This is a genomic window from Phaeobacter sp. PT47_59 (assembly GCF_028890025.1).
Taxonomy (GTDB): Bacteria; Pseudomonadota; Alphaproteobacteria; order Rhodobacterales; family Rhodobacteraceae; genus Phycobacter.
Window position 1 is genome coordinate 23,777 of record NZ_JARCJL010000018.1, and the last position, 20,790, is coordinate 44,566.

The 20,790-nt window shown below is 62.5% G+C and carries 23 protein-coding genes; 12 read left to right on the top strand and 11 right to left on the bottom strand.

The genetic code is table 11. The features are described 5' to 3' along the window. The first annotated feature begins 76 nt into the window (after positions 1–76). Complete coding sequence (locus tag PXK01_RS15475) at positions 77–895, top strand: LysR family transcriptional regulator (protein WP_274848634.1); 819 nt, start codon at positions 77–79, stop codon at positions 893–895. 35 nt (positions 896–930) lie between these two features. On the opposite strand, the gene PXK01_RS15480 is transcribed toward PXK01_RS15475, so the two are convergent. The 6 genes from PXK01_RS15480 to PXK01_RS15505 form a co-directional block, all read right to left on the bottom strand. Next, entirely contained in the window at positions 931–1,965 is a 1,035-nt protein-coding gene (locus tag PXK01_RS15480; RefSeq protein WP_274860767.1) for a threonine aldolase family protein, read from the bottom strand. After that, on the bottom strand, positions 1,965–2,417 hold the full coding sequence (locus tag PXK01_RS15485) for a YcgN family cysteine cluster protein (RefSeq protein ID WP_274848636.1): 453 nt from the start codon (positions 2,415–2,417) through the stop codon (positions 1,965–1,967). The genes PXK01_RS15480 and PXK01_RS15485 overlap by 1 nt, the downstream gene beginning before the upstream one ends. Further along, positions 2,414–3,346, bottom strand: coding sequence for a bifunctional riboflavin kinase/FAD synthetase (locus tag PXK01_RS15490; RefSeq protein ID WP_274860768.1), 933 nt, complete (start codon positions 3,344–3,346; stop codon positions 2,414–2,416). The genes PXK01_RS15485 and PXK01_RS15490 overlap by 4 nt, the downstream gene beginning before the upstream one ends. Positions 3,347–3,429: 83 nt before the next feature. Then, the gene (locus tag PXK01_RS15495) at positions 3,430–3,873 is read right to left on the bottom strand and encodes a MaoC family dehydratase (RefSeq protein WP_192964012.1); all 444 of its coding nucleotides are present in this window, start codon (positions 3,871–3,873) and stop codon (positions 3,430–3,432) included. Positions 3,874–4,000: 127 nt separating this feature from the next. After that, positions 4,001–4,876 carry a TIGR01459 family HAD-type hydrolase gene (locus tag PXK01_RS15500; RefSeq protein ID WP_274860769.1) on the bottom strand — a complete coding sequence of 292 codons (876 nt, stop codon included), beginning with the start codon at positions 4,874–4,876 and terminating at the stop codon, positions 4,001–4,003. A 142-nt stretch (positions 4,877–5,018) separates the two neighbouring features. Beyond that, on the bottom strand, positions 5,019–5,939 hold the full coding sequence (locus PXK01_RS15505; protein WP_274860770.1) for a manganese-dependent inorganic pyrophosphatase: 921 nt from the start codon (positions 5,937–5,939) through the stop codon (positions 5,019–5,021). Between the two features lie 185 nt (positions 5,940–6,124). On the opposite strand from PXK01_RS15505, the gene PXK01_RS15510 reads away from it, so the two are divergent. The 7 genes from PXK01_RS15510 to PXK01_RS15540 all read left to right on the top strand — a co-directional run bounded on the left by PXK01_RS15510 (position 6,125) and on the right by PXK01_RS15540 (position 12,478). Next, positions 6,125–6,790, top strand: a complete 666-nt coding sequence (locus PXK01_RS15510; RefSeq protein WP_274848640.1) for a DUF2161 domain-containing phosphodiesterase — start codon at positions 6,125–6,127, stop codon at positions 6,788–6,790. 215 nt (positions 6,791–7,005) lie between these two features. After that, entirely contained in the window at positions 7,006–7,293 is a 288-nt protein-coding gene (locus tag PXK01_RS15515; protein WP_192963993.1) for a co-chaperone GroES, read from the top strand. 67 nt (positions 7,294–7,360) lie between these two features. Continuing rightward, positions 7,361–9,010: a chaperonin GroEL gene (groL, locus tag PXK01_RS15520; RefSeq protein WP_274848641.1), complete on the top strand. Its 1,650-nt coding sequence runs from the start codon at positions 7,361–7,363 to the stop codon at positions 9,008–9,010. Between the two features lie 214 nt (positions 9,011–9,224). Next, a complete protein-coding gene (locus tag PXK01_RS15525; protein WP_274848642.1) occupies positions 9,225–9,587 on the top strand; it encodes a hypothetical protein in 363 nt (120 codons plus the stop codon). A gap of 34 nt (positions 9,588–9,621) precedes the next feature. After that, complete coding sequence (locus PXK01_RS15530; protein ID WP_274848643.1) at positions 9,622–10,503, top strand: DMT family transporter; 882 nt, start codon at positions 9,622–9,624, stop codon at positions 10,501–10,503. A 39-nt stretch (positions 10,504–10,542) separates the two neighbouring features. Beyond that, a complete protein-coding gene (locus PXK01_RS15535) occupies positions 10,543–11,340 on the top strand; it encodes an esterase/lipase family protein (RefSeq protein WP_274860771.1) in 798 nt (265 codons plus the stop codon). Next, a complete protein-coding gene (locus PXK01_RS15540; protein WP_274860772.1) occupies positions 11,327–12,478 on the top strand; it encodes an alpha-D-ribose 1-methylphosphonate 5-triphosphate diphosphatase in 1,152 nt (383 codons plus the stop codon). The genes PXK01_RS15535 and PXK01_RS15540 overlap by 14 nt, the downstream gene beginning before the upstream one ends. A gap of 121 nt (positions 12,479–12,599) precedes the next feature. Here PXK01_RS15540 and PXK01_RS15545 read toward each other — a convergent pair whose 3' ends face one another. The 4 genes from PXK01_RS15545 to PXK01_RS15560 form a co-directional block, all read right to left on the bottom strand. Continuing rightward, complete coding sequence (locus PXK01_RS15545; protein WP_274860773.1) at positions 12,600–13,676, bottom strand: 5-(carboxyamino)imidazole ribonucleotide synthase; 1,077 nt, start codon at positions 13,674–13,676, stop codon at positions 12,600–12,602. After that, positions 13,669–14,169: a 5-(carboxyamino)imidazole ribonucleotide mutase gene (gene purE, locus PXK01_RS15550; RefSeq protein WP_274848647.1), complete on the bottom strand. Its 501-nt coding sequence runs from the start codon at positions 14,167–14,169 to the stop codon at positions 13,669–13,671. The genes PXK01_RS15545 and purE overlap by 8 nt, the downstream gene beginning before the upstream one ends. A 332-nt stretch (positions 14,170–14,501) precedes the next feature. After that, positions 14,502–15,188 (bottom strand): hypothetical protein, encoded by a 687-nt coding sequence (locus tag PXK01_RS15555; RefSeq protein ID WP_274860774.1) that lies wholly within the window; start codon positions 15,186–15,188, stop codon positions 14,502–14,504. A gap of 167 nt (positions 15,189–15,355) precedes the next feature. Further along, positions 15,356–15,580, bottom strand: a complete 225-nt coding sequence (locus tag PXK01_RS15560; RefSeq protein ID WP_274848649.1) for a YdcH family protein — start codon at positions 15,578–15,580, stop codon at positions 15,356–15,358. A 178-nt stretch (positions 15,581–15,758) separates the two neighbouring features. Here PXK01_RS15560 and PXK01_RS15565 point away from each other — a divergent pair, with 178 nt between their 5' ends. The 4 genes from PXK01_RS15565 (at position 15,759) to PXK01_RS15580 (ending at position 18,321) form a co-directional block, all read left to right on the top strand. Further along, positions 15,759–16,172, top strand: coding sequence for an Hsp20 family protein (locus tag PXK01_RS15565; RefSeq protein WP_274848650.1), 414 nt, complete (start codon positions 15,759–15,761; stop codon positions 16,170–16,172). 18 nt (positions 16,173–16,190) lie between these two features. Next, positions 16,191–16,415, top strand: coding sequence for a DUF1150 family protein (locus PXK01_RS15570; RefSeq protein WP_274848651.1), 225 nt, complete (start codon positions 16,191–16,193; stop codon positions 16,413–16,415). Between the two features lie 107 nt (positions 16,416–16,522). Continuing rightward, on the top strand, positions 16,523–17,407 hold the full coding sequence (locus tag PXK01_RS15575; protein ID WP_274860775.1) for a PhzF family phenazine biosynthesis protein: 885 nt from the start codon (positions 16,523–16,525) through the stop codon (positions 17,405–17,407). A 53-nt stretch (positions 17,408–17,460) separates the two neighbouring features. Beyond that, positions 17,461–18,321 (top strand): hypothetical protein, encoded by an 861-nt coding sequence (locus tag PXK01_RS15580; protein WP_274860776.1) that lies wholly within the window; start codon positions 17,461–17,463, stop codon positions 18,319–18,321. A gap of 132 nt (positions 18,322–18,453) precedes the next feature. Here the strand turns inward: PXK01_RS15580 and PXK01_RS15585 are convergent, their stop codons facing one another. Next, positions 18,454–20,532 (bottom strand): bifunctional sulfate adenylyltransferase/adenylylsulfate kinase, encoded by a 2,079-nt coding sequence (locus PXK01_RS15585; RefSeq protein WP_274848654.1) that lies wholly within the window; start codon positions 20,530–20,532, stop codon positions 18,454–18,456. Between the last annotated feature and the right edge of the window lie 258 nt (positions 20,533–20,790).

Here is a 20,790-nt window from a genome sequence, read left to right on the forward strand (position 1 = left end):
TTCGTGCCCCTTGTTTGGCATGGATGAGCCCTATAGGTAATTGCTGCACCAGTTATGGTGGGTATAGGGAAAATCTATGCTTGATCTCGCGCCCCTCAGGTACTTTCAGTCCGCCTATGAAACCGGAACCTTCAGTGCTGCGGCACGTCTCAACGAGGTGCGCCAACCGTCGGTTTCAGCGGCGATTGCCCGGCTTGAGACCCATTATGGCGGCCCGCTGTTTCAACGTGGTCCCGCCGGGCTGGTCCCCACCGATCTGGGGCGCGAGCTATACGCACAATGCGGCGTGATCCTGTCACAGCTGCAGCAGATGGAGGACCGCCTGAAACAGCGCGTGCGTCCTCAGTTGCGGGTACACTGCTGCCCCGATGTGCTGATGGAGCCGTTTCAGGCCGGGTTTCATCGCCTTGCGAGAGAAAAGGACGGCGTGGTCTTCCAGTTCACCGATACGCCCGAACTTGCTGATGTGGTGCTCTGCTCCGAGGCCTGTACACCTGATGGGATGGGGTTTGTCGGGCTATGGGACGAAGGCTATGGGGTGGCGCTGCCGGTGGGGCATCCCCTTAGCCTTCGTGCCGAGTTGACCTTGCAGGATCTGGCACAGATGCAGATGATTTCACGCCCCTATTGCCCCTCCGCAGATCTGTTCCGCGCGGCAGGGGAGGGCAGGCTGATGATCTCGGCGCAGGCGCTTCACGATGCGCAGCTATTGGACCTGGTTGCCGCAGGCCTGGGCGTGGCTCTGGTTCCGCTCTCCTATGCGCAAGCCTCCGACCGGATCACCATCTGCACCCTGCGCGAGGCGGCCGACGTCAGCCGCCGCGTGGGGATTGCCCATCGCAAGACCAGTGTCGCGGCCTCTGCCGCCAAAACCCTTGCGGGGGCAGTGTCCTGAATATGCGCGTGGCCAGCGCCCCTGCGTCTTTGAGATCAGAGCAGGTTCAAGAACGCCGCGATCTCATCGCGGCTGATCGACCAGTCGCAGACGAAACGCGCGGTGACCTCTTTATCATCCGGTCCTTCCAGCGGGCCATCCCACAGGTGATAGACGGCGCCGGCCTCCATCAGGCGCTTGTGGGTGCTGCGGGGCAGGGCGGCGAAGACCATGTTCGCATCCGGTTCCGACAGGAATGTGGCCCCGGCCTTGCGCAGCCCTTCGACCAGGACAGCGCAGGACTCATTGGCGGCCTTGGCGCTGGACAGCCACAGGTCGTTGTCCAGATAGGCCAGCATCTGCGCCGACAGGTAGCGGTGCTTGGAGAACAGATGCGCGCCGCGCTTGCGCCGCAGTTCGAATTCCCAGGCGTGTTTGGGATCGAAGAAGATCACCGCCTCAACCCCCATCAAACCGTTCTTGGTGCCGCCAAAGGAGACCGCATCCACGCCCGCCTTCCAGGTCATGTCCGCCGGAGAGCAGTTCAGCGCCACCAGCGCATTGGTGAAGCGCGCGCCATCCAGATGCACGGGCAGACCGTAGTCCTTGGCGACGGCGCAAAGGGCCGTCAGCTCGTCCAGGGAGTAGACCGACCCGCGTTCGGTGACCTGGGTGATCGAGACCGGCCCGCGCTGGGGCCCATGGACGCCGCGGGTCTCTTCGCCCGCGATGCTGTTGCGCAGCGCTTCGGGTGTCATCTTGTCGCCGCCGGGCACCAGCGTCAGTTTGGCGCCGCCCGTGTAGAACTCGGGGGCGTTGCATTCATCCTCGTGGATATGGGCCACGGGGCTGCAAAACACGGTCTGGAAAGGCTCGCAGAGGGTGGCCAGCGCCAGGGCGTTGGCGGCGGTGCCGGTGGCCACCAGGTAGATCGCCGCTTCGGGCGCCTCGAAGATGTCGCGCAGGCGCTGGCGCACGGCGTCCATCTGGGCATCTGCGCCATAACCCATGGCATAGCCCGTGTTGGCCGCGCTCAGCGCGTCCAGAACTTCGGGGTGGACGGGGCCGGAATTGTCAGAGGCAAAGAACATCAGATGGGCTCCTCAATGATGTAATCTTCCCAGTCTTCTTCTGGGGTGTCGAATTCGGAGACGGTCATGCCCTGCACCGAAACCCCCGCGTCATGCACCGAATCCGGATTGCCGGTGATCAGCGGGTGCCAGCCGGGCAGGGGCTTGCCCTGCCACAAGAGCCGATAGGCGCAGGTCTGCGGCATCCAATAGGCGTGGGTGTCCAGGTTCTCGGGCTTCAGCACGATGCATTCGGGGATGAACTGGTGGCGGTTCTCATAGTGGGCGCAGCGGCAGGTCTGATCATCCAGCAGGCGGCAGGCCACGCGGGTGAGGGCAACCTCGCCCGTGTCCTCATCCTCCAGCTTGTTGAGGCAGCATTTGCCACAGCCATCACAAAGCGCCTCCCACTCGGCCGCGGACAGCTTGTCGAGCGGCTTCTTCTCCCAGAACCGGGGGGCAAGCCTGCTCATATGGTAGCCAGTATTTCGCGCGCCTTGGCGCAATCCGCATCCATCTGCGCAATCAGCCCCTCCAGCCCGTCGAACTTCATCTCCGGGCGCAGGTAGTCCACCAGCCCGACCGAGAGGGTCGCGCCATATAGGTCGCCGGTGAAATCGAACAGGAAGGTTTCGATATTGGGGTGATCGCCGTTGAACATGGGCCGCACCCCGACAGAGGCGGCACCGTGGTAGCTGCCCTTGTGAGGGCCATCGAGGACGTCGACCAGCACCGCATAGACGCCGAATGCAGGCGGGTGCAGCCCGTCAATGGACATGTTCGCGGTGGGAAAACCAAGGTCCCGCCCGCGCTGCTCTCCGCCCACGACAGTGCCTTCGATCCGGTGCCAATGGCCCAGCATGGCGGCGGCGTCGCGCGGGCGACCATCGCTCAGCGCCTGGCGGATCGCGGTCGAAGAGACGGTATGTTCGGTATATTCCATCAAGGGGGCGATGGTGACGCCAAAGCCCATGTCCCGGCCAAAGCGTATCAGATCCTCAGCGGTGCCCGCGCGCCCCTTGCCGAAACAGAAATCGGCGCCCACCACCACATGTTTGAGGCCAAGGCCCTTGGCAAGAACCTTGCTTGCAAACTCTTCCGGCGTCAGCCCTGACAGGGCGGCGTTGAAGTTCAGCTGATAGAGCTTTTCCACCCCTAGCTTGCCCAGCCGCGAGGCCCGCGCAGCGGCGGACATCAGGCGAAAGGGCGGTGCGGCAGGGGCAAAGAATTCGCGCGGATGCGGCTCGAAGGTCACCACGCCAAGGGGGGCGTCCGGGGCGGCCTGGCGCGCCAGATCGATCACCGACCGATGGCCGCGGTGAACGCCATCGAAATTGCCGATCGCGACGCTGGCGCCGCGGTCCTGGCCTTCAACAAACTGGTAGTCACGAATGATGCGCATGGCGCCTGCCTAGCGCCCCGTGACGGGGCATGCAAGCGTGCCGTTGCGCATCATTGCGGCTGTGTCGGGGGCGGGAATGCGCCTTAGTCGAACTTGCGCGAGGGGGCCATGACCATGGCCTCGCCCACCAGGACCTTCTTACCATCGACCATGCAGCGGCAATCAAGCCGGACGCGGCGCTTGTCGATCTGGATATCGGTCACTTCGACCTCGGCCAGCACCATGTCGCCGGGGCGCACCGGGGCAAGGAACTTCAAGGACTGGCTCATGTAGATGGTGCCATGGCCCGGCAGCTGTTCGCCGATCACGGCAGAGATCAGGCCGGCGGTCAGCATCCCATGGGCGATACGGCCTTCAAAGATGGTGTCACGGGCGTAATCGTCATCCATATGCACCGGGTTGTGGTCGGTGGAGACATCGGCGAACTTCTGGATGTCCTCATCTGTCACCACCTTGCGCAGGTAGCGGACCATGCCCATTTCAATGTCTTCGATGCAGATGGTTCCGCGTGGCAGATTGTCCAACATGCGCCCCTCCGGGTTTTCAGGCATCCGTGGATCCCCTTTGAAATTTTAGAGCGCCATGGCCCTTGGTTCTGCAACTTTATTACTTTGCAGGTGCAGAAAATCAAGGGCTTTCTGTTAGAATTACGCCTTAGCGCAGGCGGCCGATGGTGAAGGTCGGGGCGCTGTTTTCCCTTGCCAGGTAGTCTGTTAGAGCATCCGGATCTGGCTGGTGCGACGTTTTGGTTTCAGCTGCCGCAAGGCCACCGGAAATGAAAAGGGAATCGATTCCCTCGCCCATGGCGCCTGAAATATCGGTGTGCGGCCCGTCCCCGATCGCCAGAATGTCGCCATCGGCAATATCCTGACCCAATTCCGCCAGGCGGCGGCGGGCAAGATCGTAGATCGGCGGGTGCGGCTTGCCGAAGTAGAGGCTCTCGCCGCCCATTTCGGTATAGAGTCGGCCCAGGGCGCCGGCGCACCATTCGCGGGTCTCGCCGCGGTCCACCACGATATCGGGATTGGCACAGAGGAGTTTCATGCCCTTTTGCTTGGCATAGAGAAAGTCGGCCCGGTTCACATCCGGATCGGCCATCGGATCAAACGGGCCGCAGCAGACGATGCCGGTGGCCTCCTGCAGGGGCACGCGGGTGATCTCAACCGGCTTGTCGATCACATGCAGCGGTTCAAAGAAGCCCGCATCGCGCTGCCATTCGCCCATGAAATAGACCTTGTCCCCCACCGCGCCGGTGAACATGGCGGCCCGCGCGGAATCGCCCGAGGTGGCGATGGTGTCATAGGCATCCTGTGGCACGCCGAACTGTTTCAACTGCTCGGCCACGCCTGCGCGCGGTTTCGGCGAGTTGGTCACCAGAACCACGATCCCACCGCGCTGACGATAGGCCTGCAGGGCGGCAACGGCCTCGGGGTAGGCGGTGATCCCGTTATGGACACAGCCCCAGAGATCGACAAAGAGCGCGCGATAGGGGGCAGAGACCTCGGCAAGGTTTTCGATGATGCGGGTCATGGGTTTGGCCTTTCCTGAGGGGGGCTGAGGGCTGCGCGGCAAGATATGACCGAGACGGGCGGTCTGTGCCACCGGGAATACCTGCCCGAATAGAAAAAGGCGCCGTGCGGGGCGCCTTTTCCATTGCTTCGAAGATCCAAGATCAGACCTTGAGGTTCGGGATGATCTGCTTCTTGCGGCTCATCACGCCGGGCAGGACAACGGTGTCGCCTGTGGCATCGGCATCAAAGCTTTTCTTGGCGACGGTTTTGACCAGATCGTTGGGCACCAGCAGGGTGGCTTCCTCGTTCAGGATGTCCACCACGAAGAGCAGCACCTGATCGACGCCATCCTCGGACGCAACGGTGGTCATGCTTTCGATCAGCGAGGCCTTGCGGTCCAGCACGACGCCCGGCGCGGTGGTTTCCAGAACCGAGACGCGGAACTTGGTGCCGTCGACCTCGTATTCCTTCGAATCCATGCGGATCAGCTCGGCATCCGAGAAGGAAGAGACATCGGATTTCGCGGCAAACATTTCGGCTGCGTATTCGGCGATGTCGATGCCCAGTTCCGCGGCCAGTTTCTCGGCCACGGCACGGTCATGATCGGTGGTGGTGGGGGAGCGGAATTCCAGCGTGTCGGACAGGATGCAGGTCAGCGCGGCGCCCTTGACGGGTTCCGGCATCTTCGCCATGTCGTCACCGATCAGATCGTTCATGATGGTGGCGGTGCAGGCCAGCGGGCGGATGGTGATATCGATCGGACCCTTGGTTTCCAGGCCGCCAACCAGCTTGTGGTGGTCGATGATCGCCTGAACATCGGCGCCATTGATATTGGCGGGCAGTTCGGCCGGGTTGTTGGTGTCCACGATCACCACGGGCTGGTCGTCGGCCACATCGGCGATGATCTCGGGCTTTTCCAGGCCCCAGCGCTCCAGCATGAAGGCGGCTTCGGTGTTGGGTTCACCCAGCAGTTTGGGCGCAGCCGCGATGCCTTTCACCTCATTCAGGTACCAGGCCCAGACGATGGGGGAGCCGGTGGAATCGGTGTCGGGGGATTTGTGGCCGAAAACGAGCGTGGTCATGATGCAATCCTGTAGATACGGGAGAATTTGCGCGCCTTATAGCAGGGCCGGGGCGTTTGTCACCCCATCACCGCCGCGCTGCGGCGCTTGGCCCATCGTAAGAATAGCTCGGGGCGAGAAAAGAGCGCCGACACCTTCTAACCTCTTGGCTTGTTTTGCCCCGCTCAAACTGTCAATCAATTCCTATGACACGCGAAGCAGATCTCTATCCCCCGATCAAGGCGCTCCTGGAGCGCCAAGGCTATGAGGTGAAAGGGGAGGTCGGCGCGGCGGATGTGGTGGCGCGGCGCGGCGATGAGGATCCGGTGATCGTGGAGCTGAAGCTACGGTTTTCCCTGTCGCTGTTCCATCAGGCGGTCACCCGGCAGGCGATCACCGATCTGGTCTACATTGCCGTGCCCAAGCCCAAGGGCAAGCAGGCGCGGCGGATGCTGAAGGACAATCTCTCTCTGTGTCGCCGACTTGGCCTCGGTCTGATCACGGTGCTGGCCGATGGCCGGGTCGAGGTCCAGTGCGATCCCGGCCCCTATGCGCCGCGCAAATCCAAGATCCGCAAGCAGCGGCTGCTGCGGGAGTTCGAGCGCCTGCGCGGAGATCCCAACGCGGGCGGCGCCACGCGCTATGGCATTGTCACCGCCTACCGGCAGGATGCGCTCGCCTGTGCGCAGCATCTGGCAGAGCACGGCGCCTGCAAGGGAGCGGATGTGGCCAAGGCCACCGGCGTCGGGCGGGCCACGACGCTGATGCGGGACAATCATTACGGCTGGTTCGAAAAGGTGGAAAAGGGCATCTACGCCCTCAGCGATCAGGGCCGCACCGGCTTAGCGGACTGGGATCACAGTCTTTCTTGACCCCAGTCCCGATCTGTCCGGGCAGTGCTGCAAAGCAGCATGCTGATTTCCGGGCAAGGCGGGTCAATTTTCTTGCATCTAACCTGTTGACTCGCTCCCGGGTGCTGCCTAGCTATTGCTCCGTTAGCACTCACCCGGTGTGAGTGATAACGCCTCTGCGGGGAGCAGGGGCTGACCAGAAAAACAACCTTTGAGCCTATTAAGGAGCTGCAAAGATGGCATTGAAACCGCTTCATGACCGCGTGCTGGTACGCCGCACCGAAAGCGAAGAGAAAACCGCTGGCGGGCTGATCATCCCCGATAGCGCCAAGGAAAAGCCCTCGGAAGGCGTTGTTGTCGCCACCGGCGAAGGCGCGCGCAAGGACAGCGGCGAGCTGATCGCGATGGCCGTGAAGGCCGGTGACAAGATCCTGTTCGGCAAATGGTCCGGCACCGAGGTCACCGTCGACGGCGAAGAGCTGCTGATGATGAAGGAAAGCGACATCATGGGCATCATCGAGTAAGCCCGCAGGCTTCTCTGATCCCATCATAATCGCTGACAAACACAGATTTTCTCTAGGAGAGTGAAACATGGCTGCTAAGGACGTCAAATTCGACACCGATGCCCGCAACAAGATGCTGAAGGGTGTGAACATCCTCGCAGATGCCGTCAAGGTGACCCTGGGCCCCAAAGGCCGCAACGTGGTTCTGGATAAATCCTTCGGCGCGCCGCGCATCACCAAGGACGGTGTGTCGGTTGCCAAGGAAATCGAACTGGAAGACAAGTTCGAGAACATGGGCGCCCAGATGGTGAAGGAAGTCGCTTCCCGCACCAACGACGAAGCCGGTGACGGCACCACCACCGCGACCGTTCTGGCCCAGGCCATCGTCAAGGAAGGCCTGAAGCAGGTTGCTGCCGGTCTGAACCCGATGGACCTGAAGCGCGGCATCGACATGGCCACCTCCAAGGTCGTCGAAGCGATCAAGGAAATGGCGCGTCCGGTGAACGACTCTGCTGAAGTTGCGCAGGTCGGCACCATCTCCGCCAACGGCGAAGCCGAGATCGGCCAGCAGATCGCAGACGCGATGCAGAAGGTCGGCAACGAAGGTGTCATCACCGTCGAAGAGAACAAAGGCATGGAAACCGAGACCGACGTGGTCGAAGGCATGCAGTTCGACCGTGGCTACCTGTCGCCCTACTTCGTCACCAACCCCGACAAGATGATCGCAGATCTTGATGACTGCATGATCCTGCTGCACGAGAAGAAACTCTCTTCCCTGCAGCCGATGGTTCCGCTGCTCGAGCAGGTGATCCAGTCCCAGAAGCCGCTGCTGATCATCGCCGAAGACGTCGAAGGCGAAGCGCTGGCAACCCTGGTTGTGAACAAACTGCGTGGCGGTCTGAAAATCGCAGCCGTCAAGGCACCGGGCTTCGGCGATCGCCGCAAGGCCATGCTGCAGGACATCGCGATCCTGACCGGCGGTCAGGTCATCTCCGAAGATCTGGGCATGAAACTCGAGTCCGTCACCATGGACATGCTGGGCACCGCCAAGAAGGTCGAGATCACCAAGGACGAGACCACCATCGTTGATGGCGCAGGCGAGAAGGCCGAGATCGAAGCACGTGTTGCCCAGATCCGCACCCAGATCGAAGAGACCTCTTCCGATTACGACCGTGAGAAGCTGCAGGAACGCGTTGCCAAACTGGCAGGTGGTGTTGCCGTGATCCGCGTCGGCGGCATGACCGAAGTGGAAGTGAAAGAGCGCAAAGACCGTGTGGACGATGCTCTGAACGCGACCCGAGCAGCCGTGCAGGAAGGCGTGATCGTCGGCGGTGGTGTTGCTCTGGTTCAGGCGGGCAAAGGCCTTGAAGGTCTGACCGGTGCCAACGCAGACCAGAACGCCGGTATCGCCATCGTGCGCCGCGCGATCGAAGCTCCGCTGCGCCAGATCGCCGAAAACGCAGGTGTTGACGGTGCGGTTGTCGCGGGCAAGGTCCGCGAATCCACTGACAAGAACTTCGGCTACAACGCTCAGACCGATGAATATGGCGACATGTTCAAGTTCGGCGTGATCGACCCGGCGAAAGTGACCCGTACCGCTCTGGAAGACGCGGCATCGGTTGCAGGCCTGCTGATCACCACCGAAGCCATGGTTGCTGACAAGCCCGCCAAAGAAGGCGCGGCAGGCGGCGGCATGCCCGACATGGGCGGCATGGGCGGCATGGGCGGCATGATGTAAGTCACGCCATCCAGCTGGATGAATTAGGGGTCGCCTTCGGGCGGCCCCTTTTTCATGGGGCTCAAAATGCTGGGTAGCATTTTGAGCCCGATTTCAATGTCTGAGAAGTCTGCCGTATTTGAGAAATTGAAAACGGGCCAATAATCGCTTGGTCGCCTGGGGTATCGTCCCTTACGCTTTGCGTGTTTAACGATACGATTGCAGGGGGGAAATCATGAAGGTATTGAGAAACATGGCCGCGATTGCGGGTTTGTTGACGGTTGCAGGGGCCGTCAGCGCCGACAGTCTGAGATGGACCATTCGCAGCGACTATCCGCATATCGTCAGCCTCGAATTCTACAGTCAGGACTACAACCGGGCCTGGCCGGGGAATGGGAAGGTCTACATTCTGGATGACTACAATCCGCAAGAGTATGTGCTCAGCTGCGAGACAGGCGAAACCATCTGTTATGGCGCCTGGGTGCGCGGCAATGAAACCCAGTACTGGGGTGTTGGCCTCAACAACTCGCAACGCTGCAATGACTGTTGCTACACCTGCGGATACGGTGATACCGACCTGCGTATTCTAAACCGATAGGCGCGGTATTCCGGCCTGACTTGGAGGCCGGATTTTGAAACTTGTAAGCCTTGTTCTGCTGGTCCTGATCGCCTTTGCCGCCAATTCCGTCCTGGGCCGCATGGCGATCGGATGGGGCCATATGGATGCCTTGGGGTTTGGGCTCTTGCGTCTTGCCTCCGGTGCGGGTGCGCTTGTTCTGCTGCTTTGGCTACAGGTCTTGCGGTCCGGGCGCCTGCAGGGGGGCGGGTTGCTGACGGGCGGCGCCACGACGGTGTGGGAGGCCCTGAAGGGTGGCGCGGCGCTGACGCTCTATATGATCGGCTTTTGCCTGGCATACAAAGGGCTGGATGCGGGGCTGGGGGCACTGATCCTGTTCGGGGTGGTGCAGATTTCCATGTTCGGATGGGGTGCCTTGCGGGGCAGCCGGACCACCACAGGGCAGGTGCTGGGGGCTGCTCTGGCCTTTGCCGGTCTTGCCTTCGTGGTCTGGCCCAGCGGTCCGGTGCAGGTGCCGCTGGGGGCGTCACTGCTGATGGCCGCCAGCGGAGTGGGCTGGGCGGCCTATACCCTGTTGGGGCGCGGTGCGGGCGATCCCCTGCGCGCGACGGCAACGAATTTCCTTGTGGCGACAGCAATGATGCTGCCCGTCGTCGCGGTGCTGTTCGCGCAGCTGCACGTCACCGCAACCGGACTTGCCCTTGCGGTGCTGTCCGGGGCGGTCACCTCCGGTCTGGGCTATGCGCTGTGGTACCGGGTCCTGCCGCAGCTGCAGCCTGCCGTGGCCGCCACCATCCAGCTGAGCGTTCCGGTCCTGGCCATCCTGGGCGGTGCGCTCGTCCTGGCTGAACCCGTCGGTCTGCGCCTTATCCTGGGCACCACGGCGGTTCTGGGCGGCATTGCCCTGGTGATCTGGGCGGCTCCAAAACGGGCATAGGGGCTTTCGGCGAGATCTGGAACATCCTATCTGAACGGCATGAAATCACTGCTTTCCTCCCTGTTGATGGGCCTTTCGGGGCTGTTGCCGATACCGGCCATGGCCGATTGCGTGATCCTGCTGCATGGGCTTGCCCGCAGCGAAGCGTCGTTTGCGGTGATGGAGGATGTGTTGATCGGGCGCGGCATGGATGTGGTGCGCCCGGGCTATGCCTCCACGAAGCTGCCGGTTGCCGATCTGGCGGAGCAGGTGCTGCCAGAGGCCTTTGCCACATGCGGTGCGCAGCCGGTGCATCTGGTCACCCACTCCATGGGCGGGATCCTGCTGCGCCATTGGCTGCAGCACAATCACCCGGATAGCCTGGCTCGTGTCGTCATGCTTGGCCCGCCCAACCAAGGCAGTGAACTGGTGGATGAACTGGGCGACTGGGAGGTTTTTGGCCTGATCAACGGTCCTGCGGGCCTGCAGCTGGGCACGGCTCCGGACAGCCTGCCGAACCGGCTGCCGCCCGTCGATTTCCCCCTGGGCGTGATCGCGGGGAATGTCTCGCTCAATCCGGTGTTTTCAAACCTTATTCCCGGGCCGGATGATGGCAAGGTCTCGGTCGAGCGCACCCGGGTTGCAGGCATGGCGGATCATATCGTGCTGCCCGTGACCCATACCTTCATGATGAACAACCCGCTGGTGATCGCGCAGACCCTGCATTTCCTGGGGCATGGGCGGTTTGACCCCGAGATGAGCTTTCTGGATGCGCTGCTTGGCTTGCCCGAAGGCTTGTGCGATGACGACGCCTGTAGCGGTGCGGCAGCAGAGGATCAGGCGCGTGAAGACCCTTGAGATGACCCTGCAGGGCGGTGATGTCCTGCTGCCCGAGGGGCTGGCCCAAGGCGGCGTGCTCAGCATTGCCGATGGGGCGGTTGTATCCGAACCCGCAGGGCGCGCGGTGGACCTGTCGGGTTACCTCGTGCTGCCCGGCATCATCGACCTCCATGGCGATGGGTTCGAGCGCCACCTAGCGCCCCGGCGCGGCGCCATGAAGCAGATGGACGAAGGCGTGATCGCCACCGAGGCAGAGCTGGCTGCAAACGGGATCACCACGGCCGTTCTGGCACAGTTTCACAGCTGGGAAGGGGGCCTCAGATCGCCGGACTATGCCGATCAGGTCTTTGCTGCCATTGCCGCCGTGCGGGACCGCCTGGTGACGGATATCCTGCCGCAGCTGCGGTTCGAGACCCATATGCTGGACGACTACGCAGACCTGCCTGCGCGCCTTGCGGCAAGCGGAGTGAGTTATGTCGTCTTCAACGATCACCTGCCGCATGATCGGCTGGCGGCGGGCAAGAAGCCTGCGCGCCTGGTCGGGCAGGCGCTGAAGGCCGGGCGCAACCCGGATGTGCATTGGCAGATGTTGCAGGACATGCACGCGCGGAGCGATGAGGTTCCGGCTGCCCTGGACGCGATCTGCGCGGAATTGTCGGCCAAGGGGCTGCGTCTGGGCAGCCATGACGATCACAGCGCCGCAGTACGGGCCGAATGGCGCGCGCGCGGCGTGCGGATCAGCGAATTTCCCGAAACGCTGGAGGCGGCAGAGGCCGCGCGGGCGGCGGGCGATCATATCATCCTCGGCTCTCCGAATGTGGTGCGGGGCGGATCGCACAAGGGCAATGTTTCGGCCATCGAGTTGATTGCCATGGGGCTGTGCGATGCCATTGCCTCGGATTACCACTACCCGAGCCCGCGCCGTGCCGCGCTTATGCTGGCGCACTCCGGGATGATGGATCTGGCAGGGGCCTGGGCGCTGGTCTCCTCGGGGCCTGCCGCCGTGCTGGGGCTCAAGGATCGCGGCGTTCTGGCGCCGGGCCAGCGCGCCGATGTGCTGCTTCTGGAGAAGGACAGCCAGCGGGTTGCGGCGACGCTATCGGCTGGGCGGGTCAGCTACATGAGCGGCGATATCGCCGCGCGGTTCTTCGGGTAAGGCCATTCGGGCCGGGTTCGGGCCGGGGGAGCGCAGCGCATCACGCCCGGCAGGCGGGCCCTCTTTGCTGCGCCCGAAACCCACCGCTGGCGGGTTTCGGAGGCGTGTCGCCAGCGGGCGGTTACTTCTGGGGGCGGAGGACCCGGTTGAAGTGACCCATCTTGCGGCCCGGCTTGGCTTCGGCCTTGCCATAAAGGTGGATGGCGCAGTCGCGCTCGCGCGCGAGGTCCGGAATGCGATCCACATCCGCGCCAATGAGGTTCTCCATCACCACGTCGCTGTGACGCTGCCCGTCGCCGAGGGGCCAGCACACCACCGCGCGGATGTGCTGTTCGAACTGATCCACGGCGCAGCCGTTCTGGGTCCAATGGCCGGAGTTGTGCACGCGCGGGGCGATTTCATTGACCACGAGGCCGCCGCCGGTGACAAAGAGCTCCACCCCCATCACGCCAACATAGTCGAGTGCATTCAGGATCTTGGCGGCGATCAGCACCGCATCCATGCGCTGGCTCTGGCTGAGGCGGGCGGGCACCGTGGTGGTGTGCAGGATGCCGTCGCGATGCACGTTCTCGCCGGGATCGAAACAGGCGACCTCGCTACTGGGGCTGCGGGCGGCAATGACCGAAACCTCGTGGGAGAAGTCGACAAAACCTTCAAGGATGGCCGGTGCCCCCGCGAGGGAGGCGAGGGCTGCAGCGGCGTCATCGGTGGTCCTGATGCGGGCCTGTCCCTTGCCGTCATAGCCGAAACGCCGGGTTTTCAGGATGGCCGGGGTGCCGATCCGTTCCAGTGCCGCGTCAAGATCGGCCTGACCGGTGATATCGGCAAAGGGCGCGGTCTGCAGGCCAAGCTCCTGAAGGAATGTCTTCTCGGTCAGCCGGTCCTGCGACACCCGCAGCGCCTCGCGCCCGGGGCGGATCGGGCGATGCTGTTCCAGCACATCCAGGGCTGCGGTGGGGATGTTCTCGAACTCATAGGTGATGACATCGACGGAGGCGGCAAACGCGGCAAGGGCGGCTTCATCCTCGTAGGGGGCGGTTGTCACCCGATGTGCCACATCGCCTGCGGGCGGGTTGGCGCCGGGCTCAAAGATATGTGTCTTGAAGCCAAGACGGGAGGCGGCAACCGACAGCATCCGCCCCAACTGGCCGCCGCCCAGAATTCCGATGGTGGCGCCAGGCTGCAAGGGATCAGTCATCGCTCGGCTCCTCGGGGATGGATGCAGACAGTGCTGCGCGCCAGTCGTCCAACCGCTGCGCCAGGGCCGGATCCTGCAAGGCCAGGATCCCCGCAGCCATCAGACCGGCATTGGCAGCACCCGCAGCGCCGATGGCCATGGTGGCGACCGGGAAGCCTTTTGGCATCTGCACGATGGAATAGAGCGAATCCACCCCCGAAAGGGCGCGGGTCTGCACCGGCACGCCAACCACCGGCACGCGGGTCTTGGAGGCCACCATGCCCGGAAGATGCGCCGCGCCACCGGCACCGGCGATGATGACCTGCAGGCCGCGCTCGGCTGCGGTCTTGCCATAGGTCCAGAGCCGATCCGGGGTGCGATGGGCCGAGACGATCTTGGCCTCGTAAGGCACGCCCAGCTCATCCAGGATGGTGGCGGCTTCTTTCATCGTGGGCCAATCCGACTGGCTGCCCATGATGATGCCCACTTTGATGTCAGCGGTGGTATCTGGCATGTGATCCGGTCCTGTCATGCCGCAGGCCGTGCAGGGCCTGCTCGGGTGGAAGGAGCGCGCACTATAGTCGAAGTCGCCTGCGGTGCAATGCGGCAATGAGGGCAAGGGGCGGTTCAATCCCTAGAGACATCATGCGGCACAGGGAAGCGATGCTGTCTGTCGATACCGCAGCGCGCGCAGGCGCGCTGCCGGGCCCAAGGCTTTTGCCTGCGGCAGCGCAGCTGCCGATCTGCAATAGGCGCGGGAGCTTCCGCGCCTCTACCAAGGAAATCTGTGGATGTGAGAGGTATAAAGCCTGAAAACTCGCTCCGGCTGACCGGCCAAGCTATGCGTCAGATCTGGAGGTGAATATGATCGTCATGACGGGCCGCGCGGCATCCCTGGAAGCGGATCTTGCTATTCGTCAGGTCAAGGCGGGAAGCCAGATGCGGTTCGATGAACAGCTTTTTCACTCTGGGGTCGGCCACCAGTATTTCGACGACGCGCTTGGTTCTGGCATCATCCAGCGGCCAGTCGGGCCATAGTGGCTGCAACCAGTGCAGATCCCACCGCAGTGATGGCCAGGCCTTGGGGCAATGGGTCGGCCCATCCTCAAAGGCGAAATACCCGATCGGGCTTTTGCTGGTTTCGCGGCGATTGCCGTTCCCGTCTTTGTAGAAAAGGGCGATATCGACCTTGCCGCCATCATCATGTGACAGATGCGGCAAGAGCGGGAAGCCATCCAGAAACGGGAAATTTGCATCGAGCACCTGAATGTTTGAACCGGGAAATTCAGCTTCGAACCTGCCCGAAGCCGTCTTCAAGGCATCCAGAAGCTCGGGGGCCATGTAGTTGCGGTTGGCGGCGCAGAACACCCAGGCCTTCATCTGCAGCCCGCCTTGATTCCAACAGTGCAGCGGGACGCGGTTGCCGAGCGGAGCAAGGCCGATGGCAGCGCCCCAAAGCGCCAGATAGGCTAATGCAAACACCAGGGCGCGCCGACGAAACAAAAGCGCGATCAGCCAGGCGATGCCGCCCAACTGCGTCAGGACCGTCAATAAGGCGAAATGCAGCCATGTACTAAAACGCGCTTCATCGCCTCTACCCTGTCATCGGACATGCTGCATTGCAACGCTACCGGGGCCAGCCCATGCCATGCTTCGACCTACCGCTACAACACGAAGGAAATGTGCCTTTCGGGAGGGGTTCAGGCGATAATATCGGGGGTCAGGCGGTCTTCGATCAGGGCGATCTTGTCTTTCAGGACCAGCTTCTGCTTCTTCAGCCGCCGGAGGGTCAACTGATCCGCCGTACCACGCTCCTGCAGGGCGGCGATCGCCTCGTCCAGATCGCGGTGCTGCCTGCGAAATACCTCAAGTTCAACCTTCAACACATCGTCGGTCTTCATCGAGATATCGGTAGGGGCGTTCATTGGCGACTCAGGAGCTGATGAAAGATGCGAGGATCAAGATACTTCGTTAACGGCTTTTCGGCTAGTCCTATGCGTCCACGCTCTTGAGAAATCAGCAGAACTTACCATATCCTGTAAGAGCGGTGCCCGGATCGGGGCCGCAAGACTATCCGTCGCTTTCGAACAAAGGACGTAACACGTGTCGAAACTTACCTTGGGCTCTTACCCGCATATGCTGGGGTTCGAGCAGCTTGAACGCCTCCTGGAACGCTCGGCCAAATCCGGCAACGAGGGCTATCCTCCCTATAATATCGAGCAGACCTCGGATCATTCCTATCGCATCACCCTGGCCGTGGCCGGGTTTGCCGAGGAGGATCTCGCCATCACAGTGGAAGACCGGCAACTGGTGATCCGGGGCCGTCAGCGCGATGACAGCGACGGCCGGGTCTTCCTGCACCGGGGCATCGCCGCGCGCCAGTTTCAGCGCATGTTCGTCCTCGCCGATGGGGTCGAAGTGGGCGAGGCGCTGATGGAAAACGGGTTGCTGCACGTGGATCTGACCCGTGCTCGCCCGGAAACCGTCGTTCAGACCATCAACATTCGCAAAGGCTAAGGGAAAGGGGTAAGAAAGATGCATACACCGTTCGATTTCAACGAGACTGGCAAGCGGATCGTTTACGTGAAGGCCGTGGATGTGGCAGACCTGCCTGCCGATGTTCAGGCCGGGGCCCATGGGCGCAAGCAGCTCTATGCGGTGCATGACGCCGAAGGCGAGCAGCTGGCGCTGGTCGCCGACCGTCGCATGGCCTTTGTGCTGGCGCGCCAGAACGACCTGTCGCCCGTTACGGTTCACTGAGCCAGAAGGCCTCGGCGTTTATCCTGGCCATCTGATGACGCTGGCACATGTTCCGTCGCGCCGCTAGTCTTGTGGCGCGACACGAGGTATTTAGCGGGGCGCGGGATATGACGTCTTTTCCATTTGATTGGGTCGATGCGTTTTCGGATCGCCCCTTTGGCGGCAATGGCTGCGCTGTTGTCCACGGCGGCGCGGTCTTGCCTGAAGAGGTCTGCACCAGTTTCGTGCGCGAGACCTCCCTGGTCGAATGCACCTTCACCGGTCCTTCGGATGTGGCGGACGTCAAGGTGCGCTATTTCCTGGCCAGCCGGGAAATTCCCTTTGCCGGTCATCCCACCCTGGCGACTGTCGCAGCGCTGAAGGATCGCGGGCTGATTACCGGCCCTTCGGTCACGCTTGAGACCGGCGCGGGCATCGTGCCGGTGCAGATCAAGGATGATCTGATCGAGATGACGCAGGTCGCGCCGCAGTTTGGCCCAGCGGCGGATCCTGCATTGGTGGCCGCGGCCGTTTCACTGCCGGTAGAGGCCATCGTGGGCGTGCCGCAAAAGGTCTCCACGGGGTTGCCCTTCTGCATCACCGTTCTGCAGGATCGCGCGGCGCTGGATGCGGCCCGGTTGGATGTGGCGGCCCTGGCGCGCCTGACCAAGTCCCTCGGCGCTGCGGGCACCGACATGATGGAGCCCTTCCTGGTCACCCTCGATGGAGCAACGGCGCAAGGGGACACCTATTCCCGCCTGCTGATGGCACCGCCCAGCCCGCCGGAGGATCCTTTCACCGGATCGGCCACCGGTGCGATGGCCGCCTATCTGTGGAAGCATGGGTTGATGGAGAAGGACAGCTTTGTCGCCGAACAGGGCCATGGACTTGGCCGCCCCGGACAGGCGTGGGTCAGCCGGATTGGTGCTGCGCAGGCGCCGGACGGGGTGTGCGTCGCGGGCAAGGGCTTTGTACTGATGCGCGGGACTGTTGACCTTCCGTCGCAGGCTTGACGCACCCTGCGCGCCGTGCGCATGTGCCGCCTGTCACTGGAAGGCCCGCGATCATGATTGAACCTGCAATTGCCGTTCTGCCCTACGGGGGCAAGCTGGGCCGGAGGCTGGCCGCGCGGCCTTTGGCAGATCTGCAGTGGCCGCTGGGATGCCCGGCGAGGCTTGAAGGTGGTGTCGTGGGGGATCTTTCCCCGGATGACCATCTGATCGTTTACGCCAAGACCGCGATGCACATTCAGCCGAATTGGAATTGCCGCGCGCATGTCTCTTTGATGGTGATGGAGCCCAAGGCCATCTCGCATTTCCATCATCGCATGCTGCGGATCACGCATCGGCGGTTCTTTCGCGTGTTTACCCATGATCCGGATCTGTTGCAGCGCCTGCCCAATGCGCTGTTCCTGCCCTTCGGCACCACCTGGATTCCCGATTGGCAGGACCGTCGCCTTGAAAAGTCCGAAGATCTCTCGTTGATCGCTTCGGCCAAGCGCGATCTGGAGGGGCATCAGCTGCGCCACCAGATGGTGGAGTTCCTGCGCCAGGAACGGCCCGATGCCAGGATCCTGGGACGGGGCTATACGCCGTTTGAGGTCAAGGCAGACGGGTTGGCGCCTTTCCGCTACTCCGTGGTGATCGAGAATGTGCAGGAGCCGAATTACTTCAGCGAGAAGCTGATCGATGCCATTCTCTGTGAAACGGTGCCGATCTATTGGGGCTGCCCGAATATCGAGACCTTCTTTGATACCCAGGGCATCATCTGCTGTAGTGGGCTGGCGGATCTGAAGGCTGCCGTCCGCAGCATCAGCGAAGAGGATTACCAGCGCCGCCTGCCTGCGCTGCGCGCCATAAAACCGCTGGCTGCGGATCTTGGCGATTTGCCGCGGCGCGCGGCAGAGGCCCTGCGGGACAGTCTGTAGGGCGCGGCGGGGTCGGGGGCGTCACTTCCTTTTCGCGTGACTCCGCCAACGGGCGGCCGAACCGTCCGGCCACAGGTCCCAAACGACTTCGGCCCGCCAGGGGCGGGCCGAATAACGATCTAGGCAGCAGGATCAGGCGCTGATCAGCCCCATGCTTTCCAGCTTCAGCAGAACCTGATGGGCGCAGTTGTCGACCTCGACATTCTCGGTCTCGACGCTCAGCTCGGGGTTCACGGGCACATCATAGGGATCGGAGATGCCGGTGAATTCCTTGATCTTGCCTTCGCGCGCCAGCTTGTAAAGGCCCTTGCGGTCACGACGTTCGCATTCTTCGATCGTGGTGGCGACGTGAACCTCGACGAAGGCGCCGAACTGTTCGATGTCCTCGCGCACCGCGCGGCGGGTGCTGGCATAGGGGGCGATCGGAGCACAGATGGCGATGCCGCCGTTCTTGGTGATTTCCGAGGCCACATAGCCGATGCGGCGGATGTTGAGGTCGCGGTGCTCTTTCGAGAAGCCCAGTTCCGAAGACAGGTTCTTGCGCACGATGTCGCCATCCAGAAGCGTCACCGGACGACCGCCCATCTCCATCAGCTTGACCATCAGCGCGTTGGCGATGGTGGATTTGCCGGAACCGGAGAAGCCGGTGAAGAAGACGGTGAAGCCCTGCTTGCTGCGCGGCGGCTTGGTGCGGCGCAACTCCTTCACCACCTCGGGGAAGGAGAACCACTCGGGGATTTCCAGGCCTTCGGCCAGACGGCGACGCAGCTCGGTGCCCGAGATGTTCAGGATGGTCACGTCATCCTTGTCGGCGATCTCGTCGGCGGGTTCGTACTGGGCGCGCTCCTGCACATAGACCATGTGCTTGAAGTCGACCATTTCGCAGCCGATTTCCGACTGGTGCGCACGGTAGAGTTCCTGCGCGTCATAGGGGCCGTAGAAGTCTTCACCGGCAGAGTTCTTGCCGGGGCCGGCGTGGTCGCGGCCAACGATGAAGTGGGTGCAGCCGTGGTTGGCGCGGATCAGCCCGTGCCAGACCGCCTCGCGCGGGCCGGCCATGCGCATGGCCAGGTTCAGCAGCGACATGGTGGTGGTGGACTGGGGGTATTTGTCCAGAACCGCCTCGTAGCAGCGCACGCGGGTGAAGTGATCCACGTCGCCCGGCTTGGTCATGCCGACCACCGGGTGGATCAGCAGGTTGGCCTGGGCTTCTTTCGCGGCGCGGAAGGTCAGTTCCTGGTGGGCGCGGTGCAGCGGGTTGCGGGTCTGGAAGGCAACCACTTTGCGCCAGCCCAGCTTGCGGAAATAGGCGCGCAGCTCGTTCGGGGTGTCGCGGCGACCACGGAAGTCATAGTGGACGGGCTGCTGGATGCCGGTCACGGGACCGCCCAGGTAGATCTTGCCCGCGGTGTTGTGCAGGTAGTTCACCGCCGGGTGCGCGTCGTCATCGGCGCCAAAGACCTTTTCCGCCTCGCGGGATTTGTTCGGCTCCCACTTGTCGGTGACGGTCATGGTTGCCAGGATCACGCCTTCCTGGTCACGCAGGGCGATGTCCTGACCCAGTTCGACCGAGGAGGCAAAGTCTTCGGAGACATCCAGGGTGATCGGCATCGGCCACAGCGTGCCATCGGTCAGGCGCATGTTCTCGACGACGCTGTCGTAGTCTTTTTCGCCCAGGAAGCCCTTCAGCGGGTTGAAGCCGCCGTTCATCAGCAGTTCCAGGTCGCAGATCTGGCGCGGGGACAGATCGTGGCTGGTGAGGTCTGCGGCCTCGACCTTCAATTTCTGGGCGCTGTCGTAGGAGACATATAGCTCGGGGATGGGAGCAAGGTTGTTTTGCATCAATTTGGTCCTGTGCTTGAAAGGTTCGAGGCCGCTTGTCGTGCCGGTGAGCTCCGCGTGCAGAGCGTCATACTCGGCAAATTTACGGATCAGGAAGTTATCTCTGAGTCGGATCTGTTCCGCCGCGCCACGGGTGGTGATCTCATAGGCGAAGCGCTGGCGCCGGTCGGGGCCGTCACGTTCGGTGATTTTCACCAGTCCCGCCTCTGCCGCCGCCCGAAGGGCAGCGTTCAGACGCCCCAGGGATACGCCAACAGCCTGGGCCGTCGCACGCTGAGAGGCGTCCGGTGCAGCTTCCAGCTGGCGCAGCATGCGGAACAGGAGATCTTCCTCTTCCGGCGTGCCGGGTTTTTCGGCGGTGATTGGCATTTGCGACTCAAAGTGTGTTCACGGGTGAACGCATTGCATATCTTGCACCTGCAGCAAAGCGCAATTTATCCACAATGCGGCGAAAAAGACCGGCGTTTCCCAATTGCAACGATATTGGAACGCCGTGACCGCAGATCCCGGTGCAGCGGAACGCAGCGGCAGATCCTGAAACGGGAGTGGGCCTGAAGCAAACAAAAGGGCGCCGTAGCAATAACGACGCCCTTGCTGGTGTTCAAAAGCCCGGGGCGGGAGACCCAT

Bases quoted from the DNA above. Each gene is read 5' to 3' on its own strand.
- PXK01_RS15475 (WP_274848634.1), top strand. From the start codon at position 77: ATGCTTGATCTCGCGCCCCTCAGGTACTTTCAGTCCGCCTATGAAACC.
- PXK01_RS15480 (WP_274860767.1), bottom strand. From the start codon at position 1,965: ATGTTCTTTGCCTCTGACAATTCCGGCCCCGTCCACCCCGAAGTTCTG.
- PXK01_RS15485 (WP_274848636.1), bottom strand. From the start codon at position 2,417: ATGAGCAGGCTTGCCCCCCGGTTCTGGGAGAAGAAGCCGCTCGACAAG.
- PXK01_RS15490 (WP_274860768.1), bottom strand. From the start codon at position 3,346: ATGCGCATCATTCGTGACTACCAGTTTGTTGAAGGCCAGGACCGCGGC.
- PXK01_RS15495 (WP_192964012.1), bottom strand. From the start codon at position 3,873: ATGTTGGACAATCTGCCACGCGGAACCATCTGCATCGAAGACATTGAA.
- PXK01_RS15500 (WP_274860769.1), bottom strand. From the start codon at position 4,876: ATGACCCGCATCATCGAAAACCTTGCCGAGGTCTCTGCCCCCTATCGC.
- PXK01_RS15505 (WP_274860770.1), bottom strand. From the start codon at position 5,939: ATGACCACGCTCGTTTTCGGCCACAAATCCCCCGACACCGATTCCACC.
- PXK01_RS15510 (WP_274848640.1), top strand. From the start codon at position 6,125: ATGACACGCGAAGCAGATCTCTATCCCCCGATCAAGGCGCTCCTGGAG.
- PXK01_RS15515 (WP_192963993.1), top strand. From the start codon at position 7,006: ATGGCATTGAAACCGCTTCATGACCGCGTGCTGGTACGCCGCACCGAA.
- groL (WP_274848641.1), top strand. From the start codon at position 7,361: ATGGCTGCTAAGGACGTCAAATTCGACACCGATGCCCGCAACAAGATG.
- PXK01_RS15525 (WP_274848642.1), top strand. From the start codon at position 9,225: ATGAAGGTATTGAGAAACATGGCCGCGATTGCGGGTTTGTTGACGGTT.
- PXK01_RS15535 (WP_274860771.1), top strand. From the start codon at position 10,543: ATGAAATCACTGCTTTCCTCCCTGTTGATGGGCCTTTCGGGGCTGTTG.
- PXK01_RS15545 (WP_274860773.1), bottom strand. From the start codon at position 13,676: ATGACTGATCCCTTGCAGCCTGGCGCCACCATCGGAATTCTGGGCGGC.
- purE (WP_274848647.1), bottom strand. From the start codon at position 14,169: ATGCCAGATACCACCGCTGACATCAAAGTGGGCATCATCATGGGCAGC.
- PXK01_RS15560 (WP_274848649.1), bottom strand. From the start codon at position 15,580: ATGAACGCCCCTACCGATATCTCGATGAAGACCGACGATGTGTTGAAG.
- PXK01_RS15570 (WP_274848651.1), top strand. From the start codon at position 16,191: ATGCATACACCGTTCGATTTCAACGAGACTGGCAAGCGGATCGTTTAC.
- PXK01_RS15575 (WP_274860775.1), top strand. From the start codon at position 16,523: ATGACGTCTTTTCCATTTGATTGGGTCGATGCGTTTTCGGATCGCCCC.
- PXK01_RS15580 (WP_274860776.1), top strand. From the start codon at position 17,461: ATGATTGAACCTGCAATTGCCGTTCTGCCCTACGGGGGCAAGCTGGGC.
- PXK01_RS15585 (WP_274848654.1), bottom strand. From the start codon at position 20,532: ATGCCAATCACCGCCGAAAAACCCGGCACGCCGGAAGAGGAAGATCTC.